Genomic DNA, 18803 nt, shown 5'->3' with positions numbered 1-18803 from the left:
CGCGCCGAACTGCGGGTGTCGGCGGCCCCGACCCGCACGATGGCGCGGGCGAACGCGGGGCGCCGGGCCGCGGCATCCCTGTGCCGCGCGCGGCATCCCCGCCCGTGAGGTCACACGCGGCGGAGGAGGCCCATCTTGTCGTACACGTCGGCGAGCGTCGCGTCGGCGACCTCGTCGGCGCGAGCGGCGTTGGCGGCGAGGACGCGGTCGAGCTCGGCGGGGTCGTCGAGCAGTTCGAGGGCCCGCTGCCGCACCGGCCCGAACTCCTCCACGACGACCTCGGCGAGACCCTTCTTGAAGTCGCCGTAGCCGCGGCCCGCGTACTCGTCCTCGATCGCCGGGATCTGGCGGCCGGTGAGGGCGGCATAGATGACGAGCAGGTTCGACACGCCGGGCTTGGCCTCGCGGTCGTAGCGCACCGAGCCCTCGGAGTCGGTCACGGCCCGCATGATCTTCTTCGCCGACGCGGCCGGGTCATCCAGCAGCCACAGGACGCCGGCATCCGACTCGGCGGACTTCGACATCTTCGCCGTCGGCATCTGCAGGTCGTAGATGCGGGCGGTGTCCTGCTGGATGACGGGGATCGGCACGCGGAACGCGTTGCCGTAGCGGGCGTTGAACCGCTCCGCGAGGTCGCGGGTCAGCTCGACGTGCTGTTTCTGGTCGTCGCCGACCGGCACGATGTCGGTCTGGTAGAGCAGGATGTCGGCGGCCATGAGCACGGGGTAGGTGAACAGGCCGACGTTCGTCGCGTCGGCGCCGTAGCGCTGCGACTTGTCCTTGAACTGCGTCATCCGCGACGCCTCGCCGAAGCCGGTGATGGTGGAGAGGATCCAGGCGAGCTCGGCGTGCGCGCGCACGTGGGACTGCACGTACAGGGTCGACTTCGACGGTTCGATGCCCGCGGCGATGTACTGCGCGGCGGTGCGGCGGGTCTTCTCGCGCAGCTCCGACGGGTCGTTCGGCTGGGTGAGGGCGTGCAGGTCGACGACCGAGAAGTACGCGTCGTAGGTCTCCTGCAGGTCCCGCCATTGCATGAGCGCCCCGATGTAGTTGCCGATCTGGAGGGAATCGGCGGAGGGCTGCATTCCGGAGTACAGGCGGGGTTTGCTCACCGGACAATCCTACGGGCGCGGATGCCGGCGCCCGCGCCGTCGGGAGGCCCCAGGCCGTCCGGTGGAGGGGGTCCCGGGTTTTGCACGGCGCGAGGACGGCGCGCCCCGACGCCCCGGGAGTACGGTGAAGAGTGCGGCAAGGACTGCCGCACCGAGCGGAAGTCGGACGATGATCGACTCCAGGGCGCCTCTGGGCAGCGGCACGTCGCCGGCTGCTCCACCGCGCCGTGCGGCGTTCTTCGTCTCCGACAGCACCGGCATCACGGCCGAGACGCTCGGCAGCGCGCTGCTGGTGAACTTCCCCGGCATCGCGTTCGACCATCACACGATCCCGTTCGTGGACACCCCGTCGCGCGCCGCCGCCGTCGTCGCCGAGGTCGAGCGGGCCGCCGCGGCCGGGCAGGGCCCGATCATCTTCACGACCGTGAAGCAGGCGTCGCTGCGCGCCCTGCTGGCAGCATCCCCGGCGGTCACGATCGACCTGCTCGCCGGTCACCTCGTCGAACTCGAGCGGGCCCTCGGCACGACGGCGTCCGAACAGCTCGGCCAGTACCACGGCGTCGGCGACCTGGAGAAGTACCACGCGCGCATGCGTGCCGTGGAGTACGCGATCGAGCACGACGACGGGCAGAGCGCCCGCGCCCTCGATCTCGCCGATGTCATCGTCATCGCCCCGAGCCGGTGCGGGAAGACGCCGACGACGATGTACCTGGCGCTGCAGTACGGGCTGCTGGTCGCGAACTACCCGCTCACCGACGACGACTTCCCGACGGAGGGGCTCCCGCGCACCGTCGCGCCGTATGCGGCGCGCTGCTTCGGGCTCACCACGACGCCGCTCCGGCTGAGCCAGGTGCGGCATGAGCGCCGCCCCCGCTCGCAGTATGCGAGCCTCGCCCAGTGCACGCTCGAGCTGCGTCGCGCCGAGGACCTGTACCGGCGCCACCGCATCCCGTTCCTGAATTCCTCGACGAAGAGCGTCGAGGAGATGTCGGCCGTCATCATGCAGACGATGAAGCTGCGGGCGTGACGGTCCTGATTCGAGGAGACAGTGACATGACCAACATCCTGTGGTTCCACGAGATCGGCATGGCCGACCTGCCCCAGGTGGGCGGGAAGAACGCATCGCTCGGCGAGATGGTGTCCGAGCTCGCCGGTACCGGCGTCCGCGTGCCCGGCGGGTTCGCGACGACGGCCGACGCGTACCGCGCGTTCCTGGAGACCGATGACCTCGCCGGCCGCATCCAGGCCGCGGTCGCCACGCTCGACATCGAGGATGTCGCGGAGCTCGCCCGCGTGGGTGCGCAGGTGCGGCAGTGGATCGAGGAGCAGCCCTTCCCGCCGGCGCTGGACCGCGACATCCGGGAGGCGTACGAGCAGCTCATCGCCGCAGACCCCGATCCGGATGCCGTCACCTGGGCGGTCCGCTCCAGCGCGACGGCCGAAGACCTCCCCGACGCCTCGTTCGCCGGGCAGCAGGAGACGTTCCTCAACATCGGCGGCGTCGACAACATCGTGCAGGCGGTGCACCACGTCTTCGCCTCGCTGTACAACGACCGCGCCATCGCCTACCGCGTGCACCACGGCTTCGACCACTTCGACGTCGCCCTCTCCGCCGGCATCCAGCGGATGGTGCGCGCCGACATCGGCGCCTCCGGCGTCATGTTCACGGTCGACACCGAGTCGGGCTTCGACCGGGCCGTGTTCATCACGAGCGCGTACGGACTCGGCGAAGCCGTGGTGCAGGGGGCCGTCAACCCCGACGAGTTCTACGTCTACAAGCCGAGCCTCCGGGAGGGCCGCCCCGCGATCCTCAAGCGGCAGGTCGGCGAGAAGGCGATCGCGATGCGCTACACCGCGGGGACGGCGGCCGGCTCGTCGACGGAGTTCGTCGACGTGCCGGAGGCGGATCGGGTGCACTTCAGCATCACGGATGCCGAGGTGCACGAGCTCGCCCGGCATGCGCTCGTGATCGAGGAGCACTACGGCCGCGCGATGGACATCGAGTGGGCCCGCGACGGCGTCGACGGCAAGCTGTACATCCTGCAGGCGCGGCCGGAGACGGTCGTGTCGCGGGACGACGGGGCGATCCTCCGCCGCTTCGTGCTGAAGGAGCGCGGCACGGTGCTCGTCACCGGGCGGGCGATCGGCCAGCGGGTCGGCGCCGGCCCCGTGCGGGTGCTGGAGAACATCGCGCACATGGACCGCTTCCAGCCCGGGGACGTGCTCGTCGCCGACATGACCGACCCCGACTGGGAGCCCATCATGAAGCGGGCCTCCGCGATCGTCACGAACCGCGGCGGACGCACGTGCCACGCCGCGATCATCGCGCGGGAGCTCGGCATCCCTGCCGTCGTCGGCACCGGCTACGCCACCCGCACCCTCCGCGACGGCACCGATGTGACCGTCTCGTGCGCGGAGGGCGACGACGGCTTCGTCTACGACGGGCTCCTGGACGTCTCCGAGGAGGAGACGCACCTGGACGCCATGCCGGAGATCCCGGTCAAGATCATGATGAACGTCGGCACCCCCGACCAGGCGTTCAGCTTCTCGAAGCTGCCGCACCGCGGGGTGGGCCTCGCGCGCCTGGAATTCATCATCAACCGCCAGATCGGCGTGCACCCGCGGGCGCTGCTCGAACGGGACAGCCTGCCGGCGGACGTCCGTGAGGAGGTGGACCGGCTGACGGCCGCCTACGCGAGCCCGCGGGACTACTTCGTGCAGCGGATCGCCGAGGGCGTGTCGATGATCGCCGCCGCCTTCGCGCCGTGGCCCGTCATCGTGCGGATGAGCGACTTCAAGACCAACGAGTACGCGAACCTGCTGGGCGGTGACCGGTACGAGCCGCACGAGGAGAACCCGATGATGGGCTGGCGCGGCGCGTCCCGCTACGTCTCGCCGGACTTCCGGGAGTGCTTCGACATGGAATGCGAGGCGCTGCGGTTCGTCCGCGACGAGATGGGCCTGACGAACCTGAAGATCATGATCCCCTTCGTGCGCACGGTCGCCGAGGGCGCCGCCGTCGTGGAGCTGCTCGCCGAGAACGGGCTGCGCCGCGGGGAGAACGGTCTCGAAGTCGTCATGATGTGCGAGGTGCCCTCCAACGCCCTCCTGGCCGACGAGTTCCTCGACGTGTTCGACGGCTTCTCGATCGGCTCCAACGACATGACCCAGCTCGTCCTCGGTCTCGACCGCGACTCCGCGCTCGTCGCGGCGACGTTCGACGAACGCGACGCCGCCGTGCTGCGGGTGCTGGAGATGGCGATCGAGGCGTGCCGGCGCCGCGGGAAGTACATCGGCATCTGCGGGCAGGGGCCGTCGGACCACCCGGACCTCGCGGAGTGGCTCGTGGACCAGCAGATCGAGTCGATGTCGCTGAACCCCGACACGGTTGTGCAGACGTGGCTGCGGATCGCGGCGAAGATCGCGGAGAAGGATGCGGCGAAGGAGGTGCAGCCCGCAGGCTGACGGCCGCCCGGCTCAGTCGGCGACGGGCAGGCCGACGGCGTAGTCGGCGACGACGGGGGCGTGATCGCTCCACCGGGTGTCCCACGAGGGGGCGCGGACCACGGTGTACGCGGTCACGCGCTCCGCAAGGGCGGGGGAGGCCAGCTGGTAGTCGATGCGCCACCCGGTGTCGTTGTCGAACGCCTTGCCGCGGTTCGACCACCACGTGTACGGGCCGTCGACCTCGCCGTGGAACGTACGGCCGATGTCGACCCAGCCGAGGCCCGTGCCCTCCGACCCGTCGACCCCCGTCACGGTCTGGCCGGCAGGGCCCAAGAACCGGTCGAAGTACGCGCGCTCGCGCGGCAGGAAGCCGGCCTTCTTGACATTGCCCTTCCAATTGCGGATGTCGAGTTCCCGGTGCCCGACGTTGAGGTCGCCGGTGATGAGCGCGAGGCCGTCGCCGAGCTGCGGCATCCGCGCCTCCATCGCATCCAGGAACGCGTACTTCGCCACCTGCCGCTCGGTGTCGGCCTCGCCCGTGAAGACGTAGGCGCTGACGACGGTCACGGTCTCGCCGTCCACGTCGATGTCCGCCTCGACCCACCGGCCCTTCGAGTCGAGGGTCTCGTCGCCGAGGTCGGTCCGCCAGATCTCCAGCGGTTCGCGCGCCGCGATGGCGACGCCGGCACGTCCCTTCGCGAGCGCCTCGTCGTTGACGAAGTGCCAGCCCGGGAGGGCGGCAGCGAGGTCGGATGCCTCCGCGCGCACCTCCTGCAGCGTGAGGACATCGACGGCGGCGGCCTCCAGCCAGGGCATCATCCCCTTGCGGGCGGCGGCGCGGATGCCGTTGACGTTGACGGTGGCGATGCGGAGCGTGCGGGTCACCGGTCAAGCCTAACCAGCGCGCCCGACACGCTCACTCGAGCAGGGAGCCCCGGCGGCGGGGTGCCGGCGGCGCCGCGGCGACCACGTCGGCGAGCTCGTCGACCGCCTGGCGGACCGCCCGGTCCGCCCGCCAGCGCCGGTACCACGGGGCGGCGGCGCGCGCCTCCTCCGCCGTCCGGAGCCGCACGTGCGCGGCCAGCAGCAGCGCCTCGTGCTCCTCCCGCAGGCGGTCGGCCTCGGATCTCTCCATCAGCGGCACGTTCTCATCCTTGGCGGTGACCGCGATCCACGCCGCGGAGAGGAGGGTCGCCATGCCCATCACGCGGAACCACACCAGCAGCCCGACGAAGATCGCGAAGGTGGCCAGCAGCGGATTCGACGGGGTGTAGGCGAGCAGGAGGCCCGCCGCGAGCTGCAGCAGCGTGATCGCGATGCCGCCCACGAGCGCGCCGGGCCAGATCGTCCGCCACCGCCGCGATGTGCCGGTGAGGAACCAGAACAGGGCTGCGAGGGCCGCGGCGTTGATGAGGAGCGACACGAGGACCGACAGCACCTGGACGGTCCCGTCGTAGAGGAAGGACCCGGTCCCGAAGCCGAACAGCGCCAGCACGGCGCGCAGGGACCACGTGCCGAGGGCGCTGAGGACCGATCCCACGATGAGCGCGGACCCGAACGCGACGGCGGCGAGGAGGTCCCGCGCCTTCAGGAGGAGGTAGGAGCGGTCGTCGTAGGGGAGGCCGAAGATGTCGCGCACGGCCCGCCGTGCGAAGGTCACGAACCCGATGGCGGTCCAGGCCGCCGCGAGCAGCGCGATGCCACCGGTCACGGCCAGCACCCCCGAATTGCCGCTCGTGATCTGCTCGACCTGCGCGTGCGAGATGAGACCGTCGTCGGCGTCGCCGATGAGCCCCGGGATATAGGAGTTGATGACCTCGATGAGACCCTGGATCGCGGCCGGGCTGCCGCCGAGCCACAGGCCCACGGCGGCGAACGCCACGTAGATGGCGGCGAAGAACGCGAAGAGCGCCTGGTAGCTCACTCCCGCCGACAGGAGGAAGCCGTTGTTCTGCAGGAAGTGCCGCCAGACGCGGATCGGGAACCAGCCCAGGGTGCGCTGCGTGATCTCGGTCGCCCGGTTGATCGGCGCGTCGAACCGCTGCCGCAGCGCGATCTGGTGGGCCTCCCACCGGACCCGGAGACTCTCCTCCTCGGCGCGCGCGGCCTCGGCGACCCGGTGAGGGGCGTGGCGCGACACGGGGTCGCCGGATGCGGGGTCGGGCACGCTCACACCCTAGCCAGCCGGAGCCGGTGCGGGCACGCGGACCGGCTCAGCGGCGCAGGACCGCCTGCTTGACCTCGGCGATCGCCTTGGTGACCTCGATGCCGCGGGGGCACGCCTCGGTGCAGTTGAAGGTCGTGCGGCAGCGCCACACACCCTCCTTGTCGTTGAGGATGTCGAGGCGCACATCGCCCGCGTCGTCGCGCGAGTCGAAGATGAAGCGGTGTGCGTTGACGATCGCGGCGGGGCCGAAGTACTGCCCGTCGGTCCAGAACACGGGGCAGGACGAGGTGCACGCGGCGCACAGGATGCACTTCGTGGTGTCGTCGAAGATCGCGCGGTCGGCGATGGTCTGCACGCGCTCCTTGCCGGGCTCCGGCGTCGAGTTCGCGATGAGGAACGGCTGCACTTCGCGGTAGGAGGCGAAGAACGGCTCCATGTCGACGATGAGGTCCTTCTCCAGCGGCAGGCCCTTGATCGCCTCGACGTAGATCGGCTGCGAGATGTCGAGGTCCTTGATGAGCGTCTTGCACGCCAGCCGGTTGCGTCCGTTGATGCGCATCGCGTCGGAGCCGCAGATGCCGTGCGCACAGGAGCGGCGGAACGACAGCGAGCCGTCGACCTCCCACTTGATCTTGTGCAGCGCGTCCAGCACACGGTCGGTCGCGTACAGCTCGACGTCGTAGTCCACCCAGCGCGGCTCGGCGTCGATCTCCGGGTCGAACCGGCGGACGATGAACGTGACGAGGAACGACTGGATGCCGGTGTCGTTGGTCTGCTCGGCGGGCGCGGCCGTGTCGGGGGCGACGATCGTCATCAGTACTTCCTCTCCATCGGCTGGTAGCGCGTGATCACGACGGGCTTCCAGTCCAGGCGGATGTGGTCCTCCGGGTGCGAGGAGCCCGCATCCCCGGAGAGGTAGGCCATCGTGTGCTTCATGTAGTTCTCGTCGTCGCGCGTCGGGTAGTCGTCGCGCATGTGGCCGCCGCGGCTCTCCTTGCGGTTGCGCGCGGTGACGACGACGACCTCGGCGATGTCGAGCAGGAAGCCGAGCTCGACGGCTTCGAGCAGGTCGGTGTTGAAGCGCTTGCCCTTGTCGTCGACGTGGACGTTGCGGTAGCGCTCGCGGAGGTCCGCGATGACATCCATGACCTCGGACAGCGACTCGTCGGTGCGGAACACCTGGGCCTTGCGGTCCATCTCGTCCTGCAGCGTCTTGCGGAGCACGGCGATGCGCTCGGTGCCCGCGTTGTTGCGGAGGCCCTCGAGAAGATCGCGCACCTCGCGGGCCGGGTCCTCGGGGAGCGGGACGAAGTCGGCCGTCTTGACGTACTCGACCGCGTTGCGGCCGGCGCGCTTGCCGAAGACGTTGATGTCGAGGAGCGAGTTGGTGCCCAGGCGGTTCGAGCCGTGCACCGACACGCACGCGCACTCGCCGGCGGCGTACAGGCCGGGGACCACGGTCGTGTTGTCGCTCAGCACCTGTGCGTCGTTGTTGGTCGGGATGCCGCCCATCGCGTAATGCGCGGTCGGCATCACCGGGACCGGCTCGACGACCGGGTCGACGCCCAGGTAGGTGCGGGCGAACTCGGTGATGTCCGGGAGCTTGGTCTCCAGGACCTCGGCGCCCAGGTGCGTGCAGTCCAGGTACACGTAGTCCTTGTGGGGGCCCGCGCCGCGGCCCTCCGCGACCTCCTGCACCATGCAGCGCGAGACGATGTCGCGCGGCGCGAGGTCCTTGATGGTGGGGGCGTAGCGCTCCATGAAGCGTTCACCGGAGGCGTTGCGGAGGATCGCGCCTTCGCCGCGGGCGCCTTCGGTCAGCAGGATGCCGAGCCCGGCGAGGCCGGTCGGGTGGAACTGGAAGAACTCCATGTCCTCCAGCGGCAGGCCCTTGCGCCACACGACACCGACGCCGTCGCCGGTGAGGGTGTGCGCGTTGGAGGTCGTCTTGAAGATCTTGCCGAACCCGCCGGTGGCGAAGATGACGGCCTTCGAGTGGAAGACGTGCAGGTCGCCGGTGGACAGCTCGTAGGCGACGACGCCCGCGACCTGCGTGGCGCCGGCCTCATCCTTCACGGTGATGAGGTCGAGCACGTAGAACTCGTTGAAGAAGTTGATGCCGAGCTTGACGCAGTTCTGGAACAGCGTCTGCAGGATCATGTGACCGGTGCGGTCGGCGGCGTAGCACGCGCGACGCACGGGGGTCTTGCCGTGGTCGGCGGTGTGCCCGCCGAAGCGGCGCTGGTCGATCTTGCCCTCGGGGGTGCGGTTGAACGGCAGCCCCATGTTCTCGAGGTCGATGACGGCGTCGATGGCCTCCTTGGCGAGGATCTCCGCAGCATCCTGGTCGACGAGGTAGTCGCCGCCCTTGACGGTGTCGAAGGTGTGCCACTCCCAGGAGTCCTCTTCGACATTGGCGAGGGCCGCCGCCATGCCGCCCTGCGCCGCGCCGGTGTGCGAGCGCGTCGGGTACAGCTTGGAGATCACGGCGGTCTTGGCGCCGGGGCCGGCCTCGATCGCCGCACGCATCCCGGCGCCGCCGGCGCCGACGATGACGATGTCGAACTCGTGGTAGTGGACGCCGTCCTTGACGACGGTGTCTGCGGTCTGGGTGCTCACGTGTGGGATGCCTTCGTCTTCTGCTTCGTCGTCGTCAGTGCCGCGGCCCTCACTGGGCGGCGCACATCTCGATCAGCCAGTCGGTCGTGCTGTTCTCGATGCCGAGGCACGGGTCGAACGTGAACACCACGAGGGTGCCCAGGAGGATCAGGAAGCCGGCGGCGAGCCACAGCGCCCAGACCAGGACCGTGCGGGTGCGCGCACCATGCACGTAGTCGTTCACGATCGTCCGCATGCCGTTGGCGCCGTGGATGAGGGCGAGCCACAGCATCAGCACGTCCCACCACTGCCAGAACGGGGTGGCGAACTTGCCGGCCACGAACGCGAAGTCGATGCCGTGGATGCCGTCGCCGAGCATGAGGTTGACGAACAGGTGCCCGAAGATGAGGACGATCAGCAGCACGCCGGAGGCGCGCATGTAGATCCAGCCCCACTTCTCCAGGTTCGGTCCGCTCTTGCGCGCCTTCGGGGTGCGGGGGGCGGCCAGGGTGTCGGCGGTCATCAGTGTCCCCCTCCGAGCTGCGAGAAGACGATCGGGATGTGGCGCACGGCGAAGCCGAGCGTCGTGACGGCCCAGAGGCCCAGGACGCCCCACCACAGCTGCCGCTGGTGGCGTGTGGCCCACGGCCACAGGTCGACGGCGATGATGCGCAGCCCGTTGAACGCGTGGTAGACGATCGCGGCGACGAGGGCGACCTCGCCGAGGCCCATGATCGGGTTCTTGTAGGTCCCGATGACAGCGTCGTAGGCCTCGGGGGACAGGCGGATCAGCGCCGTGTCGAGGATGTGGACGAGCAGGAAGAAGAAGATGGCGACGCCGGTGACGCGGTGCAGTACCCACGACCACATGCCCTCCCGGCCGCGGTAGAGCGTGCCGCGCGGCGTTCGGGACGTGGTCTGGCTTACCGACGGTGTGACGCGTGCTGGTGCAGACACGGTCGTCCTCCCTTGGTGTGAACGGGCGCCTCGGTCCGACGAGGGCGCCGTCCTCCCCGGGGGGCTTCGGGCCTCATCGCCGCACACGGGCGCTCCGATCATCCTATTCCCGTCCTCGCGGGTGAGGCGACGAAGGTGCACCTAAGTTCTCTCGACGTCGAGAGATCTCGGCCGCCGGTCGGGGAGGGCCCGCCAGATAGGCTCAGGGGCATGGTGGACAAGATCGAAGACTTCTACGCGGTCATCCCGGCCGGCGGCGTCGGCAGCCGGCTGTGGCCGCTGTCGCGTGCCGACGCGCCGAAGTTCCTCCATGACCTCACCGGCTCCGGCCGGTCGCTCCTCCGGGACACCTGGGACCGCCTCGAGCCCCTCGCCGGCGCCGACCGGATCGCCGTCGTCACGGGTCGCGCACACCGTGCCGCCGTGGAGGACCAGCTGCCCGGCATCCCCGACGCGAACGTGTTCCTCGAGTCCGAGCCGCGCGACTCCGCGGCCGCGATCGGCCTGGCTGCGGCGATCCTGCACCGCCGGGAACCCGACGTGATCATCGGGTCGTTCGCCGCCGACCACGTCATCCGCGTGCTGCCCGTCTTCCACTGGGCCGTCCAGCAGGCCGTCGCCGTCGCCCGCGAAGGCTATATCTGCACGATCGGCATCACCCCCACGGAGCCCTCGGTCGGATTCGGGTACATCAAGAAGGCCGACATGCTCTCCGTCGAGGGGGCGCCGGAGGCGGCGCTCGTCGAGCGCTTCGTCGAGAAGCCCGACCTCGACACGGCGAAGGAGTACGTCGCGTCCCGCGACTACCTCTGGAACGCCGGCATGTTCATCTCCCGCGCCGATGTGCTGCTCGCCGAGATCGAGGCGAACAACCCGGCCCTGCACGCGGGGCTCATGGAACTCGCCGAGGCCTGGGACGACCGCGAGCGGCGCGGCCCGGTCGTGGACCGGGTGTGGCCGAAGCTCGAGAAGATCGCCATCGACTACGCCGTCGCGGAGCCCGCCGCGCTGAAGGGCCGCCTGGCGGTCGTGCCCGGGCACTTCGACTGGGACGACGTGGGCGACTTCGCGAGCCTCGCGAAGCTGAACTCGGGCGGGCGGAAGAACGACCTCGCCATCCTGGGGGAGAACGCGCGGATCCTCTCCGACGCCGCGAGCGGCATCGTCATCAGCCACACGCAGCGGGTCATCAGCCTCATCGGCGTGAAGGACATCGTCGTCGTGGACACCCCGGACGCGCTCCTGGTCACCACGAGCGAGCACGCGCAGCGTGTCAAGGGCGTCGTGGACGCGCTGAAGCTCACCGGTCGAGGCGACGTCCTCTGACCTGTGCGGGTGCGCAGGGTGCCACGCGCGTGACGGGATCATTGCGTCTTTGTAACCATTCCGCCCCGCAGGGCTGATCAGCGTGGGGAGCGGCGAAACAATCGGTAACTTCGAGTCGTTCCCCGCGAAATCCGCGGGTCCATCAATGTGGAGGCTGCATTGACCATCTCGACCACCAAGAAGCTCGCCGGCATCGCCGGCGCGGCGCTTCTGATCACGGCGCTCGCCGGCTGTGGCACCGCACCGGAGGCGAACCCGACGTCGGCTCCCAGCGGCGACGCACCCACCGTCGTGGAGGGCTTCCTGCCCTGCCTGATCTCCGACGCCGGCGGCTGGAACGACAAGTCGTTCAACGAGTCCGCCAAGAACGGCATGGACCAGGCCGCCGAGGAGCTCGGCGTCGAGCCGCTCGAGTTCGAGTCGGCCAACGACAACGACTACGCGCCGAACATGGAGACCGCGATCTCCGAGGGCTGCACGTTCATCGTCGCCGTCGGCTTCAAGCTGGCCGCCGCGACGGCCGCTGCCGCCACCGCGAACCCCGACCTGCAGTTCGCGATCATCGACGACTACGCCGACACCGACTTCAACGGTGAGACCGACGCGCCGAACATCAAGCCCCTCGTCTTCAACACGGCTGAGGCCGCGTACCTCGGCGGCTACGCCGCTGCCGCATGGTCGGCCGAGTCCGGCGTGAACAAGGTCGGCACCTTCGGCGGCATGCAGATCCCGTCGGTCGCCGTGTTCATGGACGGCTACCAGCTCGGCGTCGAGAAGTACAACGAGGACAAGGGTGCCTCGGTCGAGCTCTTCGGCTGGGACATGGCGACGCAGAAGGGCTCCTTCACGGGCGGCTTCGACGCGAACGACACGGCTAAGCAGACGGCCCAGGGCGTCCTCGACCAGGGTGTGGACGTCATCCTGCCCGTCGGCGGCCCGGTCTACCAGAGCGCTGCCGCGGCCATCGCCGACAGCGGTGAGCAGACCCTCATGCTCGGTGTCGACAGCGACCTCGCTGTCGCCGACACGAGCGTCACCGACATCACGCTGGTGTCGATCATGAAGGCGATCGACGTGGCCGTCCACGACGCCACCATCGCCGCCGCCGCGGGCGACTTCGACCCGGCTCCCTACATCGGCACCCTGGAGAACGAGGGCGTCAAGCTCTCGAGCTTCCACGATTTCGAGTCGCAGCTGCCTGACGGCCTGCTCGACGAGATCGCCGCCCTCCAGGAGTCGATCATCGCCGGTGACATCACGGTGGAGTCGCCGAACTCCCCGTGATCTGACTGATCACCACTCGGGGCGGGCCAGCGCAAGCGGCCCGCCCCGAGTGCCGTCCGGCAGACACAGCGATGGCGCCCTCCCGCGTGGGAGCGGGCGCCGGATAAGGTGCTGATATGAAGCTCGAACTCCGCGGAATCACGAAAAGATTCGGCAGTCTCGTCGCCAACGACCACATCGATCTCGTGGTCTGGCCGGGCGAGATCCACGCTCTCCTCGGTGAGAACGGCGCAGGCAAGTCCACCCTCATGAACGTGCTGTACGGCCTGTACAGCGCCGAGGAGGGGGAGATCCTTCTGGACGATGTCGTCCAGCACTTCCGCGGACCGGGTGACGCGATGGCGGCCGGCATCGGCATGGTCCATCAGCACTTCATGCTGATCCCCGTCTTCACCGTGGCCGAGAACGTCATGCTCGGTCACGAGGACACCAAGGCCCTCGGCCGCCTCGACCTCGACGGGGCACGGCAGCACGTGCGCGCCGTCGCCGACCGCTTCGGGTTCCAGATCGACCCCGACGCGCTCGTCGGCGACCTCCCGGTCGGCGTGCAGCAGCGCGTCGAGATCATCAAGGCGCTCTCGCGCGACGCGAAGGTCCTCGTCTTCGACGAGCCGACCGCCGTGCTCACCCCGCAGGAGACCGACGAGCTCATGGCGATCATGCGCCAGCTCCGCGACGACGGCACCTCCATCGTCTTCATCACCCACAAGCTCCGCGAGGTCCGCGAGGTCGCCGACCGGATCACCGTCATCCGCCTCGGGAAGGTCGTCGGCGAAGCCGCCCCCACCGCCACCAACGCCGAGCTCGCCTCGCTCATGGTCGGCCGCGCCGTCGAGCTGACGGTGCACAAGGCGCCGCCGCAGACCCGCGAGGGCGGGCTCGAGGTCCGCGACCTCCGCGTCCTCACCGCCACCGGGGCGATCGTCGTCGACGACGTGAGCTTCGACGTCCGGCCCGGCGAGGTCCTCGCCGTCGCGGGCGTCCAGGGCAACGGCCAGACCGAACTCGTCGAGGCCATCGTCGGCCTCGCAGCCCGCACCGAGGGCTCCATCCGCCTGAACGGCGAGCAGCTCGCCGGCAAGAGCGTCCGCGCCATCCTCGAGGCGGGCGTCGGATTCGTCCCCGAGGATCGCACGGAGGACGGGCTCGTCGGCGGGTTCACCGTCGCCGAGAACCTCATCCTCGACCGCTCGACCGACCCGGCCTTCTCGACCTTCGGCACCATCCGGCGGGGCGTGCTCGACGACTTCGCCCGCGACCGCATCACCGAGTACGACATCCGCACGCAGGGCCCGCAGACCCCGGCCGGAACGCTCTCCGGCGGAAACCAGCAGAAGGTCGTCATCGCGCGCGAGATGAGCCGCGATCTGAAGCTGCTCGTCGCCGCCCAGCCGACCCGCGGCGTCGACGTCGGCTCCATCGAATTCATCCACAAGCGCATCATCGAGACGCGGGATGCCGGCATCCCCGTCGTCGTGGTCTCCACCGAGCTGGACGAGGTCACGGCACTCGCCGACCGCATCGCCGTCATGTACCGCGGCACGATCGTGGGGATCGTTCCCGGTGACACCCCGCGCGAGGCCCTCGGCCTCATGATGGCCGGCGCAACCGACCCGGAGGTGGCCGCATGAGCGGTTCGACGCCCAACGCCGCGGACGCGGCGCGCCCCAGTGAGCAGCTGCCGCCCGCCGGCGGTCCGCTGACCGGGGAGCAGGTTCCCGCCCCGCCGCGCGCGAACGTGTTCCTCCGCGACCTCATGCGCGGCAGCGCCGTGACGACGCTGCTCGCGATCGTGCTGGCGATGATCGTCGGCGGTGTGCTCATCGCCGTGACCAACGAGGACGTGCAGGCCGCCGCCGGCTACTTCTTCTCCCGTCCGGGCGACACCCTCGTGGCGATCTGGACCGCCGTGTACAACGGGTATGAGGCGCTCTTCCGCGGCGCCGTGTTCAACCCGCGGGGGGCGAGCTTCGAGGCGCAGATCCGCCCCATCACGAACTCGCTCGGCTTCGCGGCCCCGCTGATCGCGGCCGGTCTCGGCGTCGCCCTCGCGTTCCGCGTGGGCCTGTTCAACATCGGCGCCCGCGGCCAGATGCTGATCGGCGCCCTGTTCGCCGGGCTCTTCGCGTTCAACCTCGACCTGCCGATGTGGATCCACCTTCCGCTCACGCTCATCGCCGGCATCGTCGGCGGCGCGCTGTGGGGCGGGCTCGTCGGTCTGCTGAAGGCGAAGACGGGCGCGCACGAGGTGATCCTCACGATCATGCTCAACTACGTCGCGTTCTACCTGCTGCTGTGGATGCTGCGCAGCCCCGGGCTGCTGCAGATGACCGGCACCAACCAGCCGCAGACGCGGCCGACGCCGGCCTCCGCGCAGTTCCCCGACCTGCTCGGCCCGCTGTTCCCCGCCCTCGACTGGGGCTTCGTGGTCGTGCTGCTGGCGACCGTGGTCGTCTGGTGGCTGATCGAGCGGTCCAGCCTCGGGCTCCGCATGCGTGCCGTCGGCGAGAACCCGCACGCCGCGCGCGCCGCGGGCATCAACGTGGAACGCCTCTATGTCTACGCGATGCTGTTCGCGGGGGGCCTCGCCGGTCTTGCCGCGATGAACCAGATCCAGGGCACCGTGGTGACCGGCTTCGGGGCGACGATCGACGCCGGGATCGGGTTCGACGCCATCACCGTCGCCCTCCTCGGCCGGAGCCGGGCGTGGGGCACGTTCGCCGCCGGCATCCTGTTCGGCGCGCTCAAGGCGGGGTCGTTCTCGATGCAGGCGCAGGGGATCCCGGTCGACATCGTGCTCGTCGTGCAGTCCCTCATCGTGCTCTTCATCGCCGCGCCGCCGCTGCTGCGCGCCGTGTTCTTCCTCCCCAAGACCGATGTCGAGAAGGCGGCCAAGGCGCGAGCCAAGGCCGCGAAGAAGGCGGTGGCGGCATGAGCGCGCCCACATCCACGCGCGAGGCCGGTGACGGCACCATCCAGCTCGCCGTCGTCAAGGCACGCAAGTTCAAGGTGCCGATCGTCTTCGGCGTCGTCATCGTGCTGCTCGCCGCGCTGTTCGCCTTCGCGCCCCGCGACGGTGTCTCGACCTTCCGCCTCGGCGACCCGTCGTCCGCGATCGCGCTGCCCGAGGTGGGGCTGCCGACCGCACCGACCAGCTGGATCCTCCTGGTGGTGCTCGTCCTCCTCGCCCTCTGGGCCGCCTGGGAGGCCTGGTCGTACCGGCGCACCCCGCTGTGGCTCACCGCGGTGTTCGGCGTGCTGGGCGTCTTCGCCTTCCTCGTGTGGGCGGCCGCCGGCGGGCTGGTGCCCGTGACGAGCCTGCTGTTCGGGGCGGTGTCGCTGTCCGTGCCGCTCGTGTTCGGCGCGCTCGGCGGGGTCATCGGCGAGCGGGTCGGCGTCGTCAACGTCGCCATCGAGGGTCAGCTGCTGCTGGGCGCCTTCTCGGCCGCCCTGCTCTCCAGCATCACCGGCAACCCGTTCGTCGGCCTCATCGGCGCGATGATCGGCGGCGTGCTCGTCTCCCTCGTTCTGGCGGCGTTCGCGATCAAGTACTTCGTCGACCAGGTCATCGTCGGTGTCGTGCTCAACGTCCTCGTGACCGGTCTCACCGGCTTCCTCTACGGCGCGCTCCTCGTGCCGAACGAGACCGAGCTCAACCGGCCCGAGCGGTTCGGGCGCATCGAGATTCCGATCCTCAGCGACATCCCGATCATCGGGCCGGTGCTGTTCAACCAGACCTTCATCGTGTACCTCATGTACATCACGGTGGCGCTCGTCGCGTGGGGCCTGTACCGCACGCGTTGGGGTCTGCGGCTCCGCGCCGTGGGCGAGCACCCGCAGGCCGCCGACACGGTCGGCATCAAGGTCAACGCGACCCGGTTCTGGAACGTGACGCTCGCCGGCGCGATCGCCGGTATCGGCGGCGCGTACTTCACGCTCGTGTCGGTGCCGCAGTTCGGCAAGGAGATGACCGCCGGTCTCGGCTTCATCGCCCTCGCCGCCGTCATCTTCGGCCGCTGGGACCCGATCCGGGCGACCCTCGCGGCGCTGCTGTTCGGCTTCGCCACGAACCTGCAGAACCTGCTGACGATCCTGAAGACCCCGATCCCCAGCGAGTTCATGCTCATGCTGCCCTACGTCGTGACGATCCTCGCCGTCGCGGGATTCGCCGGGCAGATCCGCGGGCCGGCGGCATCCGGCAAGCCGTACATCAAGGGATGACATGACCGACATCGACTGGGATCAGCTGCGCCATGTGGCCACCGACGCCATGCAGCGCGCGTACGCCCCGTACTCGCGGTACAAGGTGGGCGCCGCGGCGCTCGTGAGCGACGGGCGCATCGTGTCCGGCTGCAACGTGGAGAACGCCTCGTACGGCGTCGGGCTGTGTGCGGAGTGCGCCCTCGTCGGCGACCTGCACATGTCCGGCGGCGGTGAGCTCGTCGCGTTCGTGTGCGTCAACAACGACGGCGAGACGATCATGCCGTGCGGGCGCTGCCGGCAGCTGCTGTACGAATTCGCGCTGCCCGGGATGCTGCTGGAGACGGTGTCCGGCATCCGCACGATCGACGAGGTCCTCCCGGACGCGTTCGGTCCCCGCGACCTGGAGGCCGCCCGATGAGCATCGAGCCGTTCGACGCCGTCGACGTCATCAGCATCAAGCGCGACGGGGGAGCCGTCCCCGAGGACGCCCTCCGCTGGATGGTCGACGCCTACACCCGCGGCTACGTCGCCGACGCGCAGATGGCCTCGTTCGCGATGGCCATCCTCCTCAACGGGATGCAGCGCGACGAGATCCGCGTCATGACCGAGGCGATGATCGCCTCGGGCGAGCGGATGAGCTTCGCGGGCCTCGGCAAGAAGACGGTGGACAAGCACTCCACCGGCGGCGTCGGCGACAAGATCACCCTGCCGCTGGCCCCTCTCGTCGCCTCGTTCGGCGTCGCGGTGCCGCAGCTGTCCGGCCGCGGCCTCGGCCACACGGGCGGCACGCTGGACAAGCTGGAGTCGATCCCGGGCTGGCGGGCCGCGCTCACCAACGACGAGCTCGTCGCGCAGCTGCGGGGCGTCGGCGCCGTCATCTGCGCCGCCGGCTCCGGCCTCGCCCCGGCCGACAAGAAGCTCTACGCGCTCCGGGACGTCACCGGCACGGTCGAGGCGATCCCGCTCATCGCATCCAGCATCATGAGCAAGAAGATCGCCGAAGGCACCGACTCGCTCGTGCTCGACGTGAAGTTCGGGTCCGGGGCGTTCATGAAGGACGTCGACCGTGCCCGCGAACTCGCCCGCACGATGGTCGCGCTCGGCACCGACTCCGGCGTGGCCACGACCGCCCTGCTGACCGACATGAACACGCCGCTCGGCCTCGCGATCGGCAACGCCAACGAGGTGCGCGAGTCCGTCGAGGTCCTCGCCGGCGGCGGCCCCGCTGACGTCGTGGAACTCACCGTCGCGCTCGCGCGGGAGATGCTCGCCCTCGCCGGCCAGCCCGATGCCGACGTCGAGGCCGCCCTCCGCGACGGCCGCGCCATGGACGCGTGGCGCGAGATGATCCGCGCGCAGGACGGCGACCCCGACGCGGCGCTGCCCGCGCCCCTCGAGACGCACACAGTCATGGCCGACGCCGACGGCGTCGTCACCCGCCTGGAGGCGCTGCCGTTCGGCGTCGCGGCCTGGCGGCTCGGCGCCGGACGCGCCCGCGCCCAGGATCCCGTCATCCACGCGGCGGGCATCGACCTGCACGTCAAGCCCGGCGACCGCGTCGTCGCGGGGCAGGCGCTGTTCACCCTGCTCGCCGACGACGAGACGCGCTTCGCGCGCGCCCTCGACGCCCTCGACGACGCCTGGACGATCGGCGCGGAAGCTCCGCCGTCCTCCCCGCTCATCCTCGAGCGCATCACCGCCTGAGC

The 18803-nt window shown here is 70.0% G+C and carries 16 protein-coding genes; 9 read left to right on the top strand and 7 right to left on the bottom strand.

The features are described from left to right. Nucleotides 1–110: 110 nt before the first annotated feature. Nucleotides 111–1115 (bottom strand): tryptophan--tRNA ligase, encoded by a 1005-nt coding sequence (gene trpS / locus BR85_RS12475; RefSeq protein ID WP_081782793.1) that lies wholly within the window; start codon nt 1113–1115, stop codon nt 111–113. A gap of 169 nt (nt 1116–1284) precedes the next feature. Between trpS and BR85_RS12470 the strand changes: the two genes are divergently transcribed. After that, nucleotides 1285–2142, top strand: coding sequence for a pyruvate, water dikinase regulatory protein (locus BR85_RS12470; protein ID WP_036272962.1), 858 nt, complete (start codon nt 1285–1287; stop codon nt 2140–2142). 26 nt (nt 2143–2168) lie between these two features. Further along, nucleotides 2169–4580, top strand: a complete 2412-nt coding sequence (ppsA, locus tag BR85_RS12465; RefSeq protein ID WP_051526362.1) for a phosphoenolpyruvate synthase — start codon at nt 2169–2171, stop codon at nt 4578–4580. A 12-nt stretch (nt 4581–4592) separates the two neighbouring features. On the opposite strand, the gene BR85_RS12460 is transcribed toward ppsA, so the two are convergent. Genes BR85_RS12460 through sdhC form a run of 6 tightly spaced genes read right to left on the bottom strand, consistent with a single transcriptional unit; the run spans nt 4593 to nt 10284 of the window. Continuing rightward, nucleotides 4593–5447, bottom strand: coding sequence for an exodeoxyribonuclease III (locus BR85_RS12460; RefSeq protein WP_028496828.1), 855 nt, complete (start codon nt 5445–5447; stop codon nt 4593–4595). Between the two features lie 31 nt (nt 5448–5478). Then, on the bottom strand, nt 5479–6729 hold the full coding sequence (locus tag BR85_RS12455) for a YihY/virulence factor BrkB family protein (RefSeq protein WP_231478705.1): 1251 nt from the start codon (nt 6727–6729) through the stop codon (nt 5479–5481). Between the two features lie 46 nt (nt 6730–6775). Beyond that, nucleotides 6776–7543 carry a succinate dehydrogenase iron-sulfur subunit gene (locus BR85_RS12450; protein WP_028496826.1) on the bottom strand — a complete coding sequence of 256 codons (768 nt, stop codon included), beginning with the start codon at nt 7541–7543 and terminating at the stop codon, nt 6776–6778. Continuing rightward, entirely contained in the window at nt 7543–9348 is a 1806-nt protein-coding gene (gene sdhA / locus BR85_RS12445; RefSeq protein WP_028496825.1) for a succinate dehydrogenase flavoprotein subunit, read from the bottom strand. Before sdhA ends, BR85_RS12450 begins: the two co-directional genes overlap by 1 nt. A gap of 49 nt (nt 9349–9397) precedes the next feature. Beyond that, nucleotides 9398–9850 carry a succinate dehydrogenase hydrophobic membrane anchor subunit gene (locus BR85_RS12440; protein WP_028496824.1) on the bottom strand — a complete coding sequence of 151 codons (453 nt, stop codon included), beginning with the start codon at nt 9848–9850 and terminating at the stop codon, nt 9398–9400. Then, nucleotides 9850–10284, bottom strand: coding sequence for a succinate dehydrogenase, cytochrome b556 subunit (gene sdhC / locus BR85_RS12435; protein ID WP_081782792.1), 435 nt, complete (start codon nt 10282–10284; stop codon nt 9850–9852). Before sdhC ends, BR85_RS12440 begins: the two co-directional genes overlap by 1 nt. A gap of 210 nt (nt 10285–10494) precedes the next feature. Between sdhC and BR85_RS12430 the strand changes: the two genes are divergently transcribed. From BR85_RS12430 to BR85_RS12400, 7 genes are all read left to right on the top strand, one after another. After that, nucleotides 10495–11610, top strand: a complete 1116-nt coding sequence (locus BR85_RS12430) for a mannose-1-phosphate guanylyltransferase (protein ID WP_028496822.1) — start codon at nt 10495–10497, stop codon at nt 11608–11610. Nucleotides 11611–11769: 159 nt separating this feature from the next. Then, nucleotides 11770–12894, top strand: coding sequence for a BMP family lipoprotein (locus tag BR85_RS12425; protein WP_028496821.1), 1125 nt, complete (start codon nt 11770–11772; stop codon nt 12892–12894). A gap of 116 nt (nt 12895–13010) precedes the next feature. Further along, the gene (locus tag BR85_RS12420; RefSeq protein WP_028496820.1) at nt 13011–14525 is read left to right on the top strand and encodes an ABC transporter ATP-binding protein; all 1515 of its coding nucleotides are present in this window, start codon (nt 13011–13013) and stop codon (nt 14523–14525) included. Continuing rightward, the gene (locus tag BR85_RS12415) at nt 14522–15829 is read left to right on the top strand and encodes an ABC transporter permease (RefSeq protein WP_028496819.1); all 1308 of its coding nucleotides are present in this window, start codon (nt 14522–14524) and stop codon (nt 15827–15829) included. The genes BR85_RS12420 and BR85_RS12415 overlap by 4 nt, the downstream gene beginning before the upstream one ends. Further along, nucleotides 15826–17115: an ABC transporter permease gene (locus BR85_RS12410; RefSeq protein WP_028496818.1), complete on the top strand. Its 1290-nt coding sequence runs from the start codon at nt 15826–15828 to the stop codon at nt 17113–17115. The genes BR85_RS12415 and BR85_RS12410 overlap by 4 nt, the downstream gene beginning before the upstream one ends. Before the next feature lies 1 nt (nt 17116). Beyond that, on the top strand, nt 17117–17515 hold the full coding sequence (locus tag BR85_RS12405; RefSeq protein WP_028496817.1) for a cytidine deaminase: 399 nt from the start codon (nt 17117–17119) through the stop codon (nt 17513–17515). Beyond that, a complete protein-coding gene (locus BR85_RS12400) occupies nt 17512–18801 on the top strand; it encodes a thymidine phosphorylase (RefSeq protein WP_028496816.1) in 1290 nt (429 codons plus the stop codon). Before BR85_RS12405 ends, BR85_RS12400 begins: the two co-directional genes overlap by 4 nt. Nucleotides 18802–18803 lie beyond the last annotated feature (2 nt).

The organism is Microbacterium sp. UNCCL10, assembly GCF_000746195.1.
Lineage (GTDB): Bacteria > Actinomycetota > Actinomycetes > Actinomycetales > Microbacteriaceae > Microbacterium > Microbacterium saccharophilum.
Note: the sequence above shows the minus strand (reverse complement) of the source record. Positions and strands in the feature narration are given on the sequence as shown.